Source organism: Paenibacillus sp. FSL P2-0136, assembly GCF_037975325.1.
In the GTDB taxonomy this organism is placed as follows: Bacteria; Bacillota; Bacilli; order Paenibacillales; family Paenibacillaceae; genus Paenibacillus_AQ; species Paenibacillus_AQ silagei.
The window spans coordinates 2,518,524-2,537,612 of record NZ_CP150244.1 but is presented as its reverse complement, the minus strand read 5'-3'; the positions used below and the strand labels follow the sequence as shown (position 1 = coordinate 2,537,612).

General features: G+C 52.0%; 12 protein-coding genes and 1 pseudogene. 4 read left to right on the top strand and 9 right to left on the bottom strand.

What is annotated here, in order from left to right; all coding sequences use genetic code 11:
• Window positions 1–29: 29 nt before the first annotated feature.
• Window positions 30–1,418, bottom strand: a complete 1,389-nt coding sequence (locus NYE26_RS10440) for an extracellular solute-binding protein (RefSeq protein WP_209875794.1) — start codon at window positions 1,416–1,418, stop codon at window positions 30–32.
• A gap of 253 nt (window positions 1,419–1,671) precedes the next feature.
• On the opposite strand from NYE26_RS10440, the gene NYE26_RS10435 reads away from it, so the two are divergent.
• The 4 genes from NYE26_RS10435 to NYE26_RS10420 all read left to right on the top strand — a co-directional run bounded on the left by NYE26_RS10435 (window position 1,672) and on the right by NYE26_RS10420 (window position 6,742).
• On the top strand, window positions 1,672–2,442 hold the full coding sequence (locus tag NYE26_RS10435; RefSeq protein ID WP_209875796.1) for a helix-turn-helix domain-containing protein: 771 nt from the start codon (window positions 1,672–1,674) through the stop codon (window positions 2,440–2,442).
• A gap of 641 nt (window positions 2,443–3,083) precedes the next feature.
• On the top strand, window positions 3,084–3,938 hold the full coding sequence (locus NYE26_RS10430) for an ABC transporter permease subunit (RefSeq protein WP_339255583.1): 855 nt from the start codon (window positions 3,084–3,086) through the stop codon (window positions 3,936–3,938).
• Entirely contained in the window at window positions 3,935–4,900 is a 966-nt protein-coding gene (locus NYE26_RS10425; RefSeq protein WP_081751123.1) for a carbohydrate ABC transporter permease, read from the top strand. Before NYE26_RS10430 ends, NYE26_RS10425 begins: the two co-directional genes overlap by 4 nt.
• Before the next feature lie 45 nt (window positions 4,901–4,945).
• The gene (locus tag NYE26_RS10420; protein ID WP_339255581.1) at window positions 4,946–6,742 is read left to right on the top strand and encodes a hypothetical protein; all 1,797 of its coding nucleotides are present in this window, start codon (window positions 4,946–4,948) and stop codon (window positions 6,740–6,742) included.
• A 113-nt stretch (window positions 6,743–6,855) separates the two neighbouring features.
• Here NYE26_RS10420 and NYE26_RS10415 read toward each other — a convergent pair whose 3' ends face one another.
• From NYE26_RS10415 to NYE26_RS10380, 8 genes and pseudogenes are all read right to left on the bottom strand, one after another.
• Entirely contained in the window at window positions 6,856–7,632 is a 777-nt protein-coding gene (locus tag NYE26_RS10415) for an alpha/beta hydrolase-fold protein (protein ID WP_339255579.1), read from the bottom strand.
• 163 nt (window positions 7,633–7,795) lie between these two features.
• Complete coding sequence (locus NYE26_RS10410) at window positions 7,796–8,695, bottom strand: GNAT family N-acetyltransferase (protein WP_339255577.1); 900 nt, start codon at window positions 8,693–8,695, stop codon at window positions 7,796–7,798.
• 1,084 nt (window positions 8,696–9,779) lie between these two features.
• Window positions 9,780–10,974, bottom strand: a pseudogene (locus NYE26_RS10405) (IS256 family transposase).
• Between the two features lie 312 nt (window positions 10,975–11,286).
• Window positions 11,287–13,311 (bottom strand): right-handed parallel beta-helix repeat-containing protein, encoded by a 2,025-nt coding sequence (locus tag NYE26_RS10400; RefSeq protein WP_339255575.1) that lies wholly within the window; start codon window positions 13,309–13,311, stop codon window positions 11,287–11,289.
• Window positions 13,312–13,487: 176 nt separating this feature from the next.
• Window positions 13,488–14,429: a carbohydrate ABC transporter permease gene (locus NYE26_RS10395; protein ID WP_051477981.1), complete on the bottom strand. Its 942-nt coding sequence runs from the start codon at window positions 14,427–14,429 to the stop codon at window positions 13,488–13,490.
• 16 nt (window positions 14,430–14,445) lie between these two features.
• Window positions 14,446–15,360, bottom strand: a complete 915-nt coding sequence (locus NYE26_RS10390; RefSeq protein ID WP_235218379.1) for an ABC transporter permease subunit — start codon at window positions 15,358–15,360, stop codon at window positions 14,446–14,448.
• A 158-nt stretch (window positions 15,361–15,518) separates the two neighbouring features.
• On the bottom strand, window positions 15,519–17,231 hold the full coding sequence (locus NYE26_RS10385) for an ABC transporter substrate-binding protein (protein WP_339255573.1): 1,713 nt from the start codon (window positions 17,229–17,231) through the stop codon (window positions 15,519–15,521).
• A 102-nt stretch (window positions 17,232–17,333) separates the two neighbouring features.
• Window positions 17,334–19,076: a histidine kinase gene (locus NYE26_RS10380; protein ID WP_339255571.1), complete on the bottom strand. Its 1,743-nt coding sequence runs from the start codon at window positions 19,074–19,076 to the stop codon at window positions 17,334–17,336.
• Window positions 19,077–19,089: the final 13 nt, after the last annotated feature.

Sequence of the window (19,089 nt, the reverse complement as noted above, 5' to 3'; positions counted from 1 at the left end):
GGGGACTGTTGTTCCATGCGGATATCCGTTTATTTTTTGTAGACTGCGTCTACAGAAGCCTGAACCTTCGCCTTGTACTTCTGAATGACAGTAGATGCCGAGGTTCCCTTCTTCAGTTCGTCAATCATCTCGTAATAAGGCATGGTTGAGAAGGTATTATGGTTCGTGAGCAGCATGCCGCCTTCGACCAGCTTGGCGTTGTTGATATCATCCTCGTTGTCATACGTGCTCTCCAGGGAAGCCTGCTTCGGATAATCGTAGATGGACTCGATATCGTTGATCTTCTCCCAGATATACAGCAGCTGATCCGGATTCTCGGCCTTCTTCGGGATGGTCAGGAACTGGACATTGGATTCCACACTGTGGTATTCGGTAGCATTAGGTCCTTTTGGAAAAGGAACAAAGCCGATATCATAATCCTTCATATCCGTCTTGAAGCCGTTCGCCTCATAATCTGCTCCTGCATACATCAGCGTGTTCCCCTGACGGAAGAACTGCGCCGGTTCCTGCCAGTCCCCGCCTTCTGTCGGCCGCGCTACCTTCTCGGCACCCAGCTTGGCGATGAACTTGAAGACCTCCAGCAGCTTGGGATCATCGAGATTCTGTTTATCGTCAATGGTCAGATCGGTCTCGTTGGAGGCCAGTGCCATTTCCAGGAACCCGCCTGAGGCCAAACCCCAAACATCAAGTTTTCCGTTGTTATCTGTATCCTTGTTCGCTTCTTTGGCAACTTGGGTGAAGGTCTCCCAGTTCCAGTTATCCTCGTTCACATATTCCTGGAGCGGCTTCATGCCCAGCTTCTTCATCAGGGTGCGGTTATAGAATACTCCGCTGATCAGGTTGCCCGCATTCTCCGAGAAGCCATAGCCCCGGCCCTCATATTGCGAGAATTCTGTAGTCATACGCTGATTGAAGGCATTCTCATTCTTGGTGTACTCGTCAACCGGCCAGAACATATCCTGCTTCGTCAGCACCGGAATCATATAGCCCTTGCCCATTCTGACAATATCGCCAAGCGGTTCACCGGCGACCAGTGAAGCCACAACCTTCTTCTGGTATTCACCGAAGTCCAGCGCTACATATTCAACCTTGAAATTATGCTTGGCCATCAATTCCTTCAGATTCTTCGAGCGCTGGATATTATCAGGATTGTCCTCAGGAATCGTCATATCCCACCAGGACACGATCTTGATCGTTCTGCCGCCCATATCGAAATCTTTTTCCGGTGTAGCATTGCTCGGCTCTGCAGTCGGTGTAGCTTCTGCAGTGGCTTCAGCTGCCGGAGCCTCCGTAGCCGCTGCCGGCTGGGCTGACGCTCCCCCGCCGGCGTTCCCGCCGTTCCCCGCTCCTCCACATGCCGTCGTTGCAGCTAATAACAACATACTAATGAATACTGACATTACCTTTTTTGCCCGCATGATCTGTCCCCCCAAGTATGAATGACTTACCTCGAAAGTTTAGCGCTTACATTTTCAGGCAGCAACCCGTCTAACTTCAGGTGTTCACCTGTCAAATTATAGGTCCGGCCCGCAAGTCCTTATCCACCGGGCAACCGGATTTCGATCAGGTAAACAAATGGAGCCTGGTGCAAGAATTGCACATTGTAGCGCCCGGCTCTGTTGCACATAATGAATGAAGGAAGCTTAACTTCTCTCTGAAAGCGGGGTCTTCATGTTGTACAGAATCTTATGTGTAGAGCGAAACGCCCAAGTGCGGGAGATCGCTTCTTATATGGCAGGGAGCAGACTTAAGAATTTCATCATTCATGCGCATGCTGATTATTCATCCGATATTCTGCGGCTGATCCGAAGCGAGGGGATATCACTAGTTCTTCTGAATATCAGGGATGCCCATACGCCGGGCATGAGAGTCTGTGAGCAGATCAGGCAGGGAAGCTCCGTTCCGATTATTCTGCTCGGGGGCAGCGGAGATTTCGGGCTGGCGCGCCAAGCCTTACTCTATAATGTAAGCGATTACTTAACAGACCCGGTGGACCCGGCTGAGCTGGGCGGAAGTCTGGAGGCGGTTAGTCGGGTGCTGGCTCAGGCTGGCAAACCCGCTGCTGTAGAGCGGGATTATGCTCAGTTCACCATTCAAAAAGAGCCGTCCTCCCCGTGTCCGATCGTCAGTACGATCAAGCAATGCGTGGATGAGCAGCTCCATCATAATATTACACTCAAGCAGATCTCCGACACCCTGAACTTCAATTGCGCCTATCTCGGACAGAAATTCAAGCAGCAGGAGAAGATGTCCTTCAACGAATACCTTCTGCGCCAGCGGATGGAGAAGGCCAAGCTGCTGCTGGAAACGACCGACATGAAGATCTATGAGATTGCAGACGCTGTCGGATATTCGGAAATCGACTGGTTCTACAAGAAATTCAGAGAATACACGGGAACCAGCGCCAATGAATACCGCAAGCAGTGCTTCGTCATTGCCTGAGGCAGAGGGGGGTGGAGGGAGCGGCCTGTACGAAATCTGGAGCAAGGCTCTGAATAAGTACGGCTGCTGCCTGCCAGACCATCAAAGCGCTGCTCCTCGTCCATTTAATGAAATCAGGGGCACTAATGCCCCTCATTCGGCTCATCCGCCCACTTTTGATGAAATCAGGGGCACTAATGCCCCTCATTCGGCTCATCCGCCCACTTTTGATGAAATCAGGGGCACTAATACCCCTCATCACTCTCACGTTTTCCACTTAGCCTCCCGCATTCCTTTCTTCCCACTCCTAAAAACTCCCGTTTCGGCTCCGAATCCTGCTTCTCTCACTCGCCCCTCCCATACAATTGCCCTTCTCATCCGAGTCTCCTTCACCTGACAATAGATCAATAATTGGTGAGGATCGGTCATTGTAGGAAGATAAACGATAACTTATTATAGTTTCATACATGAAAGCGTTATCAAAAACGGAAGTTGCTTACTGAAGAAGGGGGATGACAGACAGACAAGATGCCCGGGATTGCTTGCCCCGGCTTAGCTTCAGGAAGCAATCATACAAAGAGAATATGATGAGGAGTGAAACAATGCGCAGCCAGAGCATGAGAAGCAATTCGTTCCGGAAATTCCTTTACATCTCTCCCTTTATGCTTTTACTCGCTGTCTTTGCCTACTATCCGCTCTATGGTTGGGTATATGCATTTTTTGACTACACCCCGCCTATCCCGTTGTCCCAATCTGAGTTCGTCGGCTTCAAATGGTTCCATTCCCTGGTTGAGAATCAGGTCAAGATCGACCAGCTGATGCAGGTCATCTGGAATACCTTCGGCATCAGCGGACTGGGCATCCTTTTCTCCTGGCTCCCGATGATCTTCGCCATCTTCCTGACCGAGATCAAGGCGGTACGTTTCCGCAAATTCATCCAGACGGTCACCACGCTGCCGAACTTTATCAGTTGGGTGCTTGTGTACTCCCTCGCCTTCTCTATGTTCTCCAGTGAGGGGATGGTCAACGGCTTCCTGCATATGACCGGGCTGACCGATTCACCTACAATGTTCCTGCAGAGCTCGGAGCATGTCTGGTGGACCATGTGGGCTTGGGCTACCTGGAAGACACTCGGCTGGTCCGCCATTCTGTACATCGCAGCCATCATGGGCATCGACGAATCGCTGTATGAAGCGGCTTATGTAGACGGGGCTACCCGGATGCAGGTTATCCGCCATGTCGTATTGCCAAGCATGATGCCAACCTACTTCGTCCTGCTGATGCTCCAGATTGCCAGCTTCCTGAACAACGGATTGGAGCAGTATTTCGTGTTCCAGAATGCGTTTAACAAGGACACTATTCAGGTTCTTGATCTATATGTGTATAACCTCGCCATGGGCGGCGGCAGCTATTCCGTCTCCGTTGCGATCAGTATGCTGAAGAGTGTAATCAGCGTGGTGCTTCTCTTTTCGGTGAACGGGCTGTCCAAAATGCTGAGAGGAGAGGGCATTGTATGAGTGACAACCAGACCAGTCTTACGCCAAACACCCGGGAGATCGACATCACCAAAAAAACGGTCAAAATGCAGGTCAGCGCTACCGATAAAATCATCTCTACTATTATTTATATCCTGTTCTCACTGTTCGCCTTCATCTGCGTTTATCCGTTCTACTCGATCATTATCAACACGATCAGCGCGAACGACCTGAGCGCCAAGGGCGAAATTATTTTCTGGCCTAAGGGCATTCATTTCCAGAATTATATCGATGTGTTCAAAATCCCGGGTCTGGGCAATGCCTTTATGATCTCTCTCGGCAGAACAGTGATCGGTACACTGCTAACAGTCGGCGCTTCGGCCTTCCTCGGATTCATGTTTGCCCAGGAGGACATGTGGGGCAAGAAATTCTGGTACCGCTTCACCATCATCACGATGTTCTTCAATGCCGGGATTATCCCTTGGTATCTGACCATGAGATCGCTGCATCTGACGGACAACTTCCTGGCTTATATTCTTCCGTCCGTTGTTGCTCCTTTCTTCATTATCCTGGTCAAAACCTTCGTGGAGGCAACACCGAAGGAGCTTCAGCAGGCGGCCAGCATTGACGGTGCAGGAATCTTCACGATTTTCTACAAAGTCATTCTGCCGATCAGCAAGCCGATCCTTGCAACCGTTGCCATCTTCTCGGCCGTCAACCAATGGAACTCCTTCCAAGATACGCTCCTGCTGGTAACGGACAGTAAGCTCTATAGCTTACAGTTCATACTGTATAACTACATCAATCAGGCGAGCTCCTTGTCCACCATGGTCAACCTGCAGAATGCCGGCTCAACGGCGATGGCTACTCTGGCGACCAAGCAGACCTCAACCTCCATTCGCATGACAGTTACCATTATCGTAGTCGCACCAATCCTGCTGGTATATCCGATCTTCCAGAGATTTTTTGTCAAAGGAATTATAATTGGCGCTGTGAAAGGCTAACGGACCTGCGCCATTATGATACATTAATCATTCGGGGGGCTACACATGAAAACACACATTAAGCTGGGCAGAAAGTCCGCGCTGTTACTAGGGACGACCATCCTGCTGGTAACAACGGCGTTAAGTGGTTGCAGCGGTAATTCCAACAATGGAGGAACTGCTGCGGGGACGGCCGAACCCGGAACACCTACTGAGTCATCCGATCCGGGCACAAGCACAGGCATCGATCACAGCAAACCTCTAACCATTACGGTATTCGACAACGCAGCTAACTATCAAGGCGAGCAGACGGGATGGTACGGCAAGCTGCTGAAAGACAAGTTCAATATCACACTGAACATTCTGGCTCCGCAGGTAGCGGGCGACCAGCTGTACAAGACCCGCTCGGCATCCGGCGACCTCGGCGACCTCCTGATTATTGAGAACAGCCAGCTCGAGGAACTGATTCCGGCAGGCATGATTATGGATCTAACCGACATGATTAAGAACACGGAGCATCTGTCCCAATATGTAGACAATCACTTCAAGCCGTTCAATGTGGCCTTCGAGAAGCAGAATCCAGACGGTAAAATCTATGCTCTCCCGGCCTTCACCGCCGATACTTCGCCAACGACTTTCTCAGAAGAGCTGCCTTACTCCAGCCCGATTATGCCTTGGGATTATTACAAAGGAATCGGCGCGCCGAAGCTGAATAATCTGAACGACCTGATGACCGCCCTGAAGGACATGCAGGCTAAATATCCGAAGACTCCGGATGGCAAGCCGATTGTTCCGATCACGCTGTGGAAGGACTGGGACGGCGGCAGCATGGAGAATGTCCGGTGGCTGAGCAACTGGTATGGCTATGAGCAGCCGAACGGCACGACAACGATTCAATTGAATGCCAAGGGCGATATCGTTCCGATCGTGGACGACAACAGTATGTACAAGAAGATTCTGCAGTTCTATTATGACGCTAACAAAATGGGTCTCGTCGACCCGGATTCCCCTTCCCAGGACTGGAACAAGGTATCTGAGAAGCTGACCAACAAGCAGGTGTTGCTCCTGTGGTACTCCTGGCAGAGAGGGTTCTACAACACGATTGAACGCGGCAACCAGGGCGACGGCAACGTAGCCGTTCCGATCGGCGATACCCACCTGATCCAGAACAGTGATGCTTATTTCGGGAACGGCAGAGTGTTCGCTATCGGCTCCAAGGCGAAAGAGCCGGAAAGAATTATGGAACTGATGGACTGGATGTCTTCACCGGAAGGTCTGCGTTACTATACCAACGGCTTCGAAGGCTTCAACTATGAGAAGACACCGGACGGCAAATTCAAGCTGACCGAAGTCGGCCAGACGGCATTCCAGGAAAACACCCCGGTCCCTGCCGAATACGGCGGCGGCGGTTACCAGGACGGCCAGAGCAAGGTCAACTCGATGATTATGAGTGATTTCGTGGTTGACCCGGAAACCAAAGAATTCTACAACAGCACCTACTGGGCATCCACCATTGAAGCCAACAAGACTGCGCTGACTACAGACTGGCAGAAGACCTATGATGCTACTACTCCGACCGAGTACTATACGAAGAACAACATGATCGACATTGTGCCGAATATCAACACCAGTCTTGGCTCTGATTCCTCTGACGTCAAGAACAAACGCAGCCAGATCTCGGATTATGTCAAGAACACCTCCTGGAAAATGATCTTCGCCAAAGACCAGGCCGAATTCGACCAGCTCTGGACCAAGCTGAAAAGCGATGTGGAAGGACTCGGCTGGAACGATGTCTTCGCCGTAGACAAGGAAAGAGCAGAGAAAATCGTTAAAATGCGCGCCGATGCGATTGCTAATAAGTAAGCAAATGAGCGTTACTGCGTAAGCTGTAAAAGTAAAAGAAGAGGCAGCCCTGGAGCCATGGAAATGGCTTGGGGCTGCCTTTTTTGTTACCGGAAACTGTTCTTCCTGCTCCCTTAAAAAATAAGCTGAGCGAACTGATACAGCCCGTTCTTCCAGACCGGCCAGTCATGGTCGCCCTGCTCTTCTACCCAGATGTGCGGTACGTTATGCTCTGAGAAATAAGCATGGGTGCGGTCGCTGACATATTTGAGGCTGTCGAGGTCTCCGCAGGATAACCAGAGCAGGTTAAGCGCGTCCGCTACCTTCTGCGGTTCCGGTACCAGCAGTTCCGGCTCCTTCGTGTTAGGTGCCGCAGAGAAGGCTCCCACCCAGGCGAAGCGGTCCAGGTTATTCAGACCCATGTTGAGCGATTGCCCTCCGCCCATGGACAACCCGGCCAGCGCGCGGTGCTCCCGGTCCGTCAGCACAGAATAATTCGCTTCAATATAAGGGATCAGATCGTTCAGCAGATCAGACTCGAAGGTTGCAAAGGCTTCCAACTTGTCAGGAGCGAAGATGTCACCCTCCGCCCGGTCATTCAACATCGCCCGCCCGTTCGGCAATACAACAATCATGGGCTTCAGCTTGTGATCAGCATAAAGGTTGTCCAGAATAATCTGTGGCGTGCCGTGAGTGTACCATTCGTCTTCATCTCCGCCAATGCCGTGCAGCAGATACAAGACACTATATTTCTCTGTGCTAGAGTATCCAGGCGGCGTATAGACTCTGGCCTTCCGGGTGTTGCCTACTGTGGCAGAGGGGTATTGGATCATTGTGATCTTACCACGCTCGATCCCTTCTCTCTCCTGATCATATCCCGCTGCTTGTGTTGTATACTTCTGATGGTTCATGTCCAAAGCTGCTCATTCCTCTCTTGGATTATATGTATTCCTCTACACTTAGTTTATTCAATAAACTAAGTGTAGAATCCTGCTGAGGAACCTGTTGCAGAAAAAATATATGTAGGATAGAAGGTCTTCTGCTTTCTCCTACATTGGACAGTCCCGATTGTATTTAACCTTCGTATACATACGAATGCATCGGAGTAATCTCCACCGGCTGCAGGGATTGATATAGAGCATTAGCCTCAGCAGAAAAACCCGTTATATAAGCAGTTGTCACACCTTGCTCCTTCAGCCGCAAGAAGCAGGCAGTAACAACCGCCTTGCCGAATCCGCGTTGCCGGTAGTCGGGGTGGGTCCCGATCGTCTCTATGACCGCAATCCCGTTATCCTGATCCACGAACCCGAAACAGAAGGCAATATGCCGGCCCTTATCATCAATCACAGAGAAATCAAGCTCCGCTAGATAGGACGGCAGAGTTTTTCTCCAATACTCTACCTTGACTGGGCCGGAATCAGACGGAGAGAAGATCTGTTCAATCAACTCGCCCTTCGATTCTTCGTCTGCCCCTTCCGCCATGCACCGGATGTAAAAGCCTTCTTCCAGGTTCAACGTGTACTCCGTGTGCAAAAGATCGTATCTTCTTGTATTCCCAATATGGGAATCCTGCACAAAACCATGGTCTAATAATGCCTGAACCTCCAGACCGTAGGGATAGCAATCGGTGTTGAGCTTCTTTTTCTCCTTGCCCCATACATTCCGGGTCCATGCGACCATCTCGTCCGCCAGATGCGGGTAATCCGGATGAACGATTAAACTGAAGAAACCGCCTCCGGATTCGGAAATGAACAGGCCTGTGATCTCACCGGCTTCATTCTTCCATAGATGTGCATTTCCCCCCCTGAAATCAGGGTCTGCACTTTTGAGCGCTTCATACTTGTCCCAGAACTCGAATCTGACAAATTCCCAGGTCTGAAGTTTACCCGTCAAAGTTACCATTTTTCTCAAAAAGGCATGAACGTTGTTGAAGTTCTCCGGGGTGTCTATGTACTTTTCATTGAACGCCTTCATCTCCTCATCTCCATTCTTTCGACTCTAATCATTCACGCTTCTTCTATTATACGTATGGCCACTTCCTTTATAGGCAGAGATCTGTTAGGATCATTTATTGCATTGCTCTGTATAGAACAAATTCACCCTGCGGGTGAAGGATGCTGATGCCTCATTGTATACTGTGACTTAGGCCGCATTGCTGCATTTCTTGCAGGATTTCTCTAAAAGGGTACGGGCTGCGGAGACGGGGCCCATCCCTCAGCGCAGCGGCACCGATTGTGTTCGGTTTTCCGCATACATTTGGCTTACGTGGCGCACCCTCACACCCTCGGCGCGCCTATTGTGGTCTGTTTTTCGACCATATTGGGCCCACGCACCCCCGCCGTGCCTATTGTGTTCGGTTTATCGACCACATTTGGCCCTCACACTCTCGGCGCGCCTATTGTGGTCAGTTTTTCGACCATATTCCGCCCACGCGCCCACGCCGTGCCCAATGTGGTCGGTTTTTCGACTACATTGGGCCCACGCACCCCCGCCGTGCCTATTGTGTTCGGTTTATCGACCACATTTGGCCCTCACACCCTCGGCGCGCCTATTGTGGTCGGTTTTTCGACCATATTCCGCCCACGCACCCACGCCGTGCCCAATGTGGTCGGTTTTTCGACTACATTGGGCACGCGCACCCTCGGCGTCTCCATTGTGGTCGGTTTTTCGACCATATTCCGCCCACGCGCCCACGCCGTGCCCAATGTGGTCGGTTTTTCGACTACATTGGGCCCACGCCCCCCGCCGTGCCTATTGTGTTCGGTTTATCGACCACATTTGGCCCTCACACCCTCGGCGCGCCTATTGTGGTCGGTTTTTCGACCATATTCCGCCCACGCACCCACGCCGTGCCCAATGTGGTCGGTTTTTCGACTACATTGGGCACGCGCACCCTCGGCGTCTCCATTGTGGTCGGTTTTTCGACCATATTCCGCCCACGCGGGTAGCGTCAAGAAGTTTGTGTAAAAGAGTAGAAGTGCCTCCCCCGGGTTACGGGTTGGGATGTAGTGTTTCTGGGGGAGGGGGAACCCCGACTCCCAGAAACTGGATTTCTCTGCTACGCCTCTTCCGGTGTGGGCAAAGAGGGGTAGCGTGTTTCGAATAGCTCTTTTAGCTTCTTTTTAACGGCATCCACTCCAAAGCCTTGGGCGACCCGCCCTGCATGACGTTCATTGTATTCCAGCATCTCCAGGTACACGATTTTCTCTGCGGCATCCATGTTTGTCAGACTGTTCATCGGTTTCAGACGCTTGCGGATTTCCTTGTTCATCCGCTCGATGGGGTTCGACGTGTAGATCGCTTTACGGATCGACAGCGGATAGTTGTAGAACGTCAGGAGTGTGGATAACTGTTCCTCCCAGGACCTCATTTCCTTCGGATACAGCTTGTTCCACTTCGCTTTGACCGTATCAAAGTTAGCCCGGGCTACCACTTCATCCGGTGCCGTATATACGGTTTTCAACGCCTCCATGACATCGGTTTTGTGCTCCACCCGAATTTTATGAAACGTGGCCCGCACTTTGTGCACTACGCAATGCTGTACATCCGCCTGAGGATAGGTCTCTTTAAACGCCGCATCCAGTCCCGGTAGCCCGTCAAACACACCCAGCAGGACTTCCTGCGCTCCGCGGTCGTACAGGTCTTTGAGTACCTCCCGCCAGCCATTCGAACTCTCTTGGCCACCCACGTAGAACCCGAGAATTTGACGCTGTCCCTCCTCGTCAATTCCCATCGCAAAGTAGACCACTTCACCACGAACCGTGCCCCGTTTCAGCTTCACGTACAGCCCATCTAAATAGATCACAGAGTACCGTTTGCTCAGTGGCCGCTTTTGCCACTGGTGGATATCGTCCAGCACTGTAGCCGTAATATTGCTGACCGTCGTTGGGGAGTAGTGGCTGCCAAACATACTTTCAATGAACCGGGCCACATCCCGCGTACCCATGCCCGATTTATACATTTGGATGACGGCCTCTTCTAACCATCCGTCCCGCCGCTGGTACGGCTCAAACAACTGCGTCTGGAAAAGGCTTTGGCGGTCTCGGGGCACCTGAAGATCCTCGATATGGCCATATTTCGTGTGTAAGTCTCGCGTATAGTAGCCATTGCGACTATTGCTGGCGCCAAGCTTCTTCACTCTCCATAAACCCCTGGATTTCGGCGCGCAACAGGCGTTCCATGTTGTCTTTCACAAAATCTTTAACAAGTTTTTCAAATAGATTATTCAGCGAACTTTCGGGTAAAATATTCATTGGTAGGGTTCCTCCTTGGTGGTTTCGCAATCCCGAGGATACCCTACTTTTTTGGTGCCTGACTAGGCTCCAAATCTTGGTACACAACTTACTTTACGCCATCCCCACGCGACCACGCCGTGCCCAATGTGGTCGGTTTTTCGACCATATTCTGCCCACGCATCCCCGCCGAGCACAATGTGGTCGGTTTTTCGCCTACATTCGGCACGCGCCTCATTGGGAGGGCATTTACGCACAGATAGCCGCAACTCATAAATGTCTTTAAAAAACACAAGAGCCTGTCCCCAGGGACAGGCTCTCAACCATAACCTTCTACAGCACTATTTTCACTGCAGCATTATCGGATAATTCAAACGGTCCAGGCGTCACATTCGAGTCCGGGCGCTGCTTACCGAAGAAGTCGCGGTCGAACCGGTACGCCGAGCCGTCCGGCTCCTCGTAACGCATCTCGGCGTGATAGCTTCGGCCCAGCAGATTCGTGGTGACCACGGTCGGCGCGGCAGCACGCAGCAGCTCAGGGTTCACAATATTCACCTGCACCTTGCCGGAAGCCGGATCAACCTCAATCTCAATGCCTTTGTCAGCATAGACCTTCGCGTTCGGCTCATGCGTACCCGGCACCGCGTCTTTCAGATACAGGTTGCCCTGAATTGCAACGGGAAGAGCCATCTGTTCAGGATGGAATGGCTTGCCGGAATCGATCATCGCCTTGATCTCTTCCTTGGTCAATTCCCACCACTGCTTATGCAGCGCATTCGGGTGCTCGTCATAGCCGCCCAGTCCAACTGGATGTAGATAACAGCGGGAATTATCCGGGATACCGTCCATCACCCGTTCACCGTTATCATTAAGCTGCTCTCTCGGGGTAAGCGGCAGATGCTCGAAGAAGGTCATCGGCACTACCTCATTGCCCGTATCCTCATCACGCAGGAAGATATTGTTATAATAGCGGTCATCCCCGCCCGCGATATTACTGTAACCCGCAACCGCTGTCTCATGCGGCATATGGTACGGTGTATATCGGGTAAGCTCGGGGCGCACCACGAATCTTCCGGCGAACAGGTTATGGACGAACGCGCCGCCCTGGGCCATATTGCGGAAGTTCATCGGCGACAGGAACAGGTTGTGATCCACCATATAAGGACCGTGGCACACCTCCATGAAGAAATCCTCGGACAGGTTGTCGTAGAACACATTCCGGCTGATCCGGGTGCCCTGTGCCTGCCAGTCCAGCCATAACGCCCGGTAGGAGCTGTAGATGACATTTTCGCAAATCTGGGTATCCAGTGAAGCATGGAGCTTGATTCCGCCTACCTCTGCCCCGTGGAAAATCCGTTTATGATGAATATTATAAATACGGTTCTGGACAATCTGGCTGAAGGCCCCGCCCAAATGGCCGACAACTCCGGCCTGCTCACAATCATGAATTACATTATTGCGGACGATATGACTTCCAATGTTGTCCTTATGCCAATCCTGGCGGAGTGCGCGGAAAATAACCTCCTGCTCCCGCTGCGTCCCGCCCTTCATCCGGCCATTTGACCACTCGTTATGCCCGGTTGAGATTTCTTTGCCCAGGCTCACCCCTGTGCATTTGGACTCGCAGATGTGGTTGTCCTCAATGATCCAGCCTTTGCTCCAGTGGGGGCCGATCAGCCCTTCCTGCAACGCCGTCGGCGGTGCCCATTGGGGAGAAGCCTGGCGGAGCGTGAAGCCCTTGACGGTTATATAACCCCGTCCAGTCTGCTCCGGCCAGAAGCAATAAGGGCGAACGCTGATCTCCACATTCTCCCGGCGCGGGTCCTTGCCCCCGAAGCTCGCCCAGATCCTGGTGGAAGCCGCGCCTACTTCTGCATACCACTGGAGCAGAGAGTCCGCCGGGTACTTGGCCTGCGGCCATACCTGAGGATCGCGCAGCTTGGTAACGCTGTCACATTCATACAACGATTTGCCGTCCAGGTAGACCTCCCCCAGATGCGGCTCAAACGCCCCTTCGAACAGCCAGTCGCCGTATAATTTTTCTTCAAAAGGATTGCGCACAGCAAACAGGCTGTTCGGCACCTCTGTACTCCAGACACCATCCCCTTCATCCTGCCAGTCTGCCACGGGCTCAGCACCTGTGATGATGACCTCCCCATCCCCGGCAGCTTGATAAACAATCCGCTGTTCCTCTGTTCCTCCGTTAGCCGGGCTCACCCATTCCCTGTATGTACCCGCCTGAACGGTAACCGTATCTCCAGGCTCCGCCAGCGCCGCAGCGCGGGAGATTGAGCGAAAGGGCCACTGCGCTGTACCGGGAGCCTGATCGCTCCCTCGCAATGCAACATGATATTCCATATTAGCATCCTCCTCTTTCTTGTATGTCATATGGACATTTTAAATGAAAATACTTTATTTTGCTATAACCATGTATACAATCCTCATAGAAAAGACCGCAGGCCTTGTACATCCGGCATACGATCCTTCTAAGATAATTCCCCGTAAGGAAGAACTCTTGTATACAATTAGACAACCTAACCTTTGACCCCGCCGACCATCATGCCTTTGACAAAATACTTCTGCAGGAACGGATACACCATAATAATCGGCACGGACGCTACTATCGTCATCGTTGCCCGCACGGACATCGGAGTGACCGCATTCTGCTGGCCTCCCGTTGCCCCCTGGATCATCCCGTCCAGCGACGAGGTGCCGGTGGTGGTATTGGAGTTCTGCAGAATCTTCTGCAGCTCATATTGCAGGGTACTGAGACTTGCATCAGACGAGTTATAGAGGAAGACATCGAACCACGAGTTCCACTGGAACACCCCCGAGAACAGCGCCACCGTAGCCAGCACGGGTACCGTAAGCGGCAGGATGATGCTGAAGAAGGTCCGGTAATCGCCCGCGCCGTCAATCTTAGCCGATTCGATGATGCTCTCCGGCAGATTTTCAATGAAGGAACGGATAATAATCAGGTTGAACACCCCGATGATTCCCGGAAGAATGTAGACCCAGAAGCTGCCAACCAGTCCCATATCCCGTATCAGCAGGTAATTGGGAATCAGGCCGCCGTTGAAGTACATCGTCATGATAAAAGCTACGGTGATGAATTTGCGCAGCACATAATCCTGTCTGCTAAGCGTGTAGGCCAGCATGGCCGAGCAGAAGACAGTGACTACCGTTCCAATCACAGTGCGCAGCACCGAGATGAAGGTCGCATGAAAAATCGTGGCCTCTCTCAGAATATAATTGTAATTCGCCAGCGTCCATTCTCTGGGAAGAAGGTAGATCCCGCCTTTAATAGAATCTTGCGCATTGTTAAGCGATACGGCAAGAACATTCACGAACGGATACAGGGTAACAATCATTAGTGCGATCATGAAGCAGTAGTTGCAAATGACAAACAAGCGGTCGCCGGTGGAAGAGCTTATGGGGGGCTTGCGTTTTTTCTTATGGACAGCTGCGGTCTCCATGCCTGCGCCTCCTTTATTAATACAGCCTGGCTTCGCCCATGCGCTTCGCGGCATTATTCGCCATGAACAACAGGATGAAGCTGACGACCGTCTTGAACATTCCCGCTGCGATGGACAGAGAGAAATTACTCTGGGCAATTCCGTATTTCAGTACGAATATATCAATGTTCTCGGAATAATCCACATTCATGCCGTTGCCCAGCAGGTACTGCGGCTCGAATCCCGATTCCAGCAGATAGCCGATATTCATAATGAGCAGGACAATCACAACAGACTTGATGCCCGGAAGCGTGACATAGATCATTTTCTTGAACCGGTTCGCGCCGTCGATCTCCGCTGCTTCATACTGTGTGGGATCAATCGTCGTCATAGCCGCCAGGTAGACGATGGTGTTCCAGCCGATATCCTTCCAGACGGAGCTGGCTCCGAAGATGGTCCAGAAGTATTCCGGGATACCCAGGAACAGGATTTCATTGCCGCGGTCAAGGAAGCCCAGACCCACCAGCAGCTGGTTAATCGTACCATCCGGGGACAGCGTCGTCTGAATGATGCTCGCCGCCACGACCCAGGAGATAAAATGCGGCAAATAACTGACAGTCTGCACTACACGCTTGAAGGCAATATTGCGTATTTCATTAAGCAGCAAGGCCAGGGTGATCGCAGTGACGAAGCCGAAGAACAGGTTAATCGAGCTCATCGCCAGCGTATTGCGGAGCACCCGGAGGAAGCGGTCATCCCCGAACAGAAATTTGAAATGCTCGAAGCCAATCCAGGTCTGCTCCATGAACTTCCTGGCCGGCTTATAATCCTGGAAAGCAATGCTCCAGCCCCACAGCGGCAAGTATTTGAATACAAACAGCCAGATTAGAAAAGGGACTGACATCACTGCCAAGGCCCGCTGCTGGCCCAGCTTTTTGAAGAACAGCCTCATCCGGCCCGGCTCCTTATCCGCCGCCGGCCGGGATAACGCGGGTACCGTATTTTTATCCATCCGTATCTCTCTCCTTCAGCGCACCGGGGTGTCTAAGCGGCAAGCAGGAAAGACCAGCATCTCGGTACAGCCCTGGTCTTTCCCGCCGATTCCGGCGGCTATTGGTTCGCCAGTTCGACCTTCGCTTTGACTTGCTCAGTGGTCCATTTCTCATAACCCGCAGTATCGAGCTTGCCGAATTCCTTCATGTATTCCTCCCAGACTGCTTCGAACTTATCGGGAGTCGTCAGCACCAGCTTAGGGAAATATTTCTTCGTCATTTCATCCTTGCTGGCTTCCCAGAGCTGTTCCGGGGAATTCTGCTCCTTCGCGAAGCCCCACGCCGGGAAGTACGGACGCGGAACCGGTTCAGCGAACAGCTGGCTGTAGGTCTGTACGCCGTATTTCTCTAAGATCGCCTTATCCTTGTCGGTCAGCGTCATCTGAAACACCTCCGGCTGGCTGGCAACATTCTTGGCATTTCCGTCAGCCAGGGTAGAAGTGGCATTATACATCGGCCAGTTCCAGCTGAAGTACTTGAAGCCAAAGCTCTCTCTAAACGGCTCGTCAATCTTGTCGATCTGCTCCTGCGTACGGTAGTAGCGGCCCTGTTCATTCACTTCATACGTCTCGCCCTTGATTCCCCAGGACATCAGGGTCTGGTTCTCTTCGGTCAGCATGTTGTCGAAGAACTGGATGATGCGGACCGGGTCTTTGGCACTGACGGTAATCCCGATTCCACGGTTTGTTACCAGACCCCCAGGCGGATCAAGATAAGCATCCGGCGTGCCTTCCTCGAAGGTTACCGGCAGCGGGAAATACTTGAAGCCGTCCAGGGAAGGATCTTTACGGGCGGCATCCTTCAGCACATTCAGCGCATTATCCACCTGCCAGCGGTAGTCGAAGAAGCCGAGCACCTTGTGGGAGGTTAATTTGGCAATATACTGGTCATAGTTATCGACGAAGGAGGCTTTATCGAACAGACCGGCAGCATTGAGGTCATTCAGCGCCTTCAGCCACTTTTTGGTGGACTCGGCACCGGCATAGGTCTTGGCTTCCCAGGTGTTCGTATCCACTGTAACGTTACCGTCATTCGGATAGCCCATCAGATGCATCGGCGGGTTGGAGGTGGCGAAGAATCTCCAGTCATGTGTAAGGGAGACCATGCCCGTCAGATTCTCATCCTTGTGCTTGTCGCGATAATTCTTAATCAGCTCTATATATTGATCCAGCGTCTTGATCTTCGGATAACCCGCTTCCTCCAGCACACGGCGCTGAACCCAGAACCCCGCACCGGCTTCCGGCTCAGGAATGAAATCGTTCACCTGGGCGGCAATCGGCAGGAAATAGATTTTACCGTCCTTGGAGCGCATCTGATTCAGAGACTTGCCATACACACGCTGGATGTTCGGACCGTACTTCTCAATCAGCTCGTCGAGCGGGATGAATGCACCGGCATTCAGCACTTCCTCTATAGCGGCATCGGGAATCAGCACATCCGGGTAATCGTTGGCCGCAATCATGGTTCCGATCTTAGTATTGAGGTCACCCACCACGAATTCCAGCTTGAAATTGACACCGGTCTGATCCTCCAGCAGCTTGCCGATGGTCGTCTCATTGGTATTTCCGTCCTTTGAGCCGGCCACCCCGTTGAAGATTTTGAACGTTACCTTATCCTGCTTGGGTTCGGTCTCTGTGGTAGCGGCAGCGCTTGTCGGCTCCGTCGTCCCCGTATTCTTCTTGGCATTATTAGGCCCCGTGCAAGCCGTCACCACGGATAATGAGACGACTGCCGTCAGAGCGAGAAGCCATATTCTCTTGCTTTTACCCATTGCCTGTACTCCCCCTTGTATATTCATGGTTTAGTGCTTCTTTAGTATAAAAGCGTTTTCATTCCTCCGTTACCCGTGAAATTATGGCTTCTCCTTTGAAAACTATGGATGAACTGGAATTCTCAGCTCAATCCGTGTCCCTTCACCCGGTCTGCTGTCCACCTGGAAGATTGCGCGCCTGCCATACAGCATCGTTACTCTGTAGATAACATTCTGTATTCCGATCCGCTCGCCGATAATCCCTTCCATGTCGAGGTATCCGTACAGAGTGTCAACCTGCTCACTGCTCATGCCAATCCCGTTGTCCGCCACTTGGAAGACCACCTCATCCCCCTCCATGCTGATGCGGATCTCAATGCTTCCGCCTTTTTTGAGCGGCTCGATGCCATGAATACTGGCGTTCTCCACGAAGGGCAGGAACACCATTTTGGGGACAACGCAGGCGTAGGCCTCAGGCTGCACATCGATATGATAGCTCAGCTTATCCTCGAACCGGTATTTCTGGATATCCAGAAAACAGAGAATGAAGCCCAGCTCCTCCTCCACGCTCACCCACTCCTTACTCCAGGTCAGCGAGCTGCGCAGGATCATCGCCATGCTCTGGATGATTTTGGCCGTCTCGTTCTCCTGCTTCAGCAGGCTCCGCATCCGAATCGTCTCCAGCGCATTGAACAGGAAGTGCGGGTTAATCTGGCTCTGCAGAGCATTCAGCTGCGCCTTCCGCCGCTCCAGCTCCAGCGACTTCTTCTGAATCTCTGTAAGATACACATCGTTAATCAGAGCCTTAATCTGCATAATCATACTGTTGAACTCCAGGGTCAGCTGGCCGATCTCATCGCGCGATTCCCCGTGCATGATCATCTGGAACTGCTGCGTCTTCACCTTTTTCATATGCTTCAGGATCTCAATAATCCGGAGGTTGATCGAACGGGTAATGATCAGAATAATAACGGTGGGGACAATCATCATCAGGCAGGCCGACCAGAGGATGAAATAACGGGATTTCAGCACCTCCTTGATGATCTCCTTCTCATTCACTGTGCCGACAATCCGCCAGCCGGACAGATAGCTGATACTGCCGTATTCCTTCTCGAAATCAATGAGTTGCTCCTGCTTCAGGGAGGTATACAGCAGCCGTTCCTTCCCCTGCCAGTCTATGGCCCGGTTCGTCGTATATTCAATCCGGCCCTCCGGCCCCAGCAGATACACATCCCCCTGCACGTTCAGATTGGCGAAGACCTCCATCAGATCAATCGTCTTAAAATCAATCTTCACCAGCTTCTCCTTGACCATCCGGTCCGCGAAATAATCCATCCTCCGCAGCAGCGAGAACGACTGGAACCGGCCGCCTGCATCCTGGGTGCGAACGAACATCGGCTGGGAAGAGGCCTCCTGCATCCACTCTTTATACCAGACACTCTCCCGGACCTCCGCGGACAGAATCCCGATATTCCCAGAATTCAGCAGCGTGGGGTTATCCACATAGATGGTCTTGTTTTGCAGCGAGGAAGAGAACGGGGAATAGTTGTTCAGGGTGGACCTGAGATAGAGGTCGTAAGCCTCGACATAGTCTTCGGTCTGTGTGAAGTTACGGTCCAGCACCTCATTGGTCTTGTAATCCGCATAGAAAAAAGAGGACAAGCCCACGGCCTGATCCACCATCAGCCGGAACTCATTCTTAATCTGTTCCACCGCCAGATCGATGTCCTTGATCCGCTGCGCCTTCACATTTCCGGTAATCGTGTTGTAGAAGATCACATTCGTGAGAATAATCGGAGCGATGACCCCGAGGAAATAGACGAGGAACATTTTATTCCTGAGCCGGATATTATTCAGCAGCTTCATGCAGCGCCTCCTC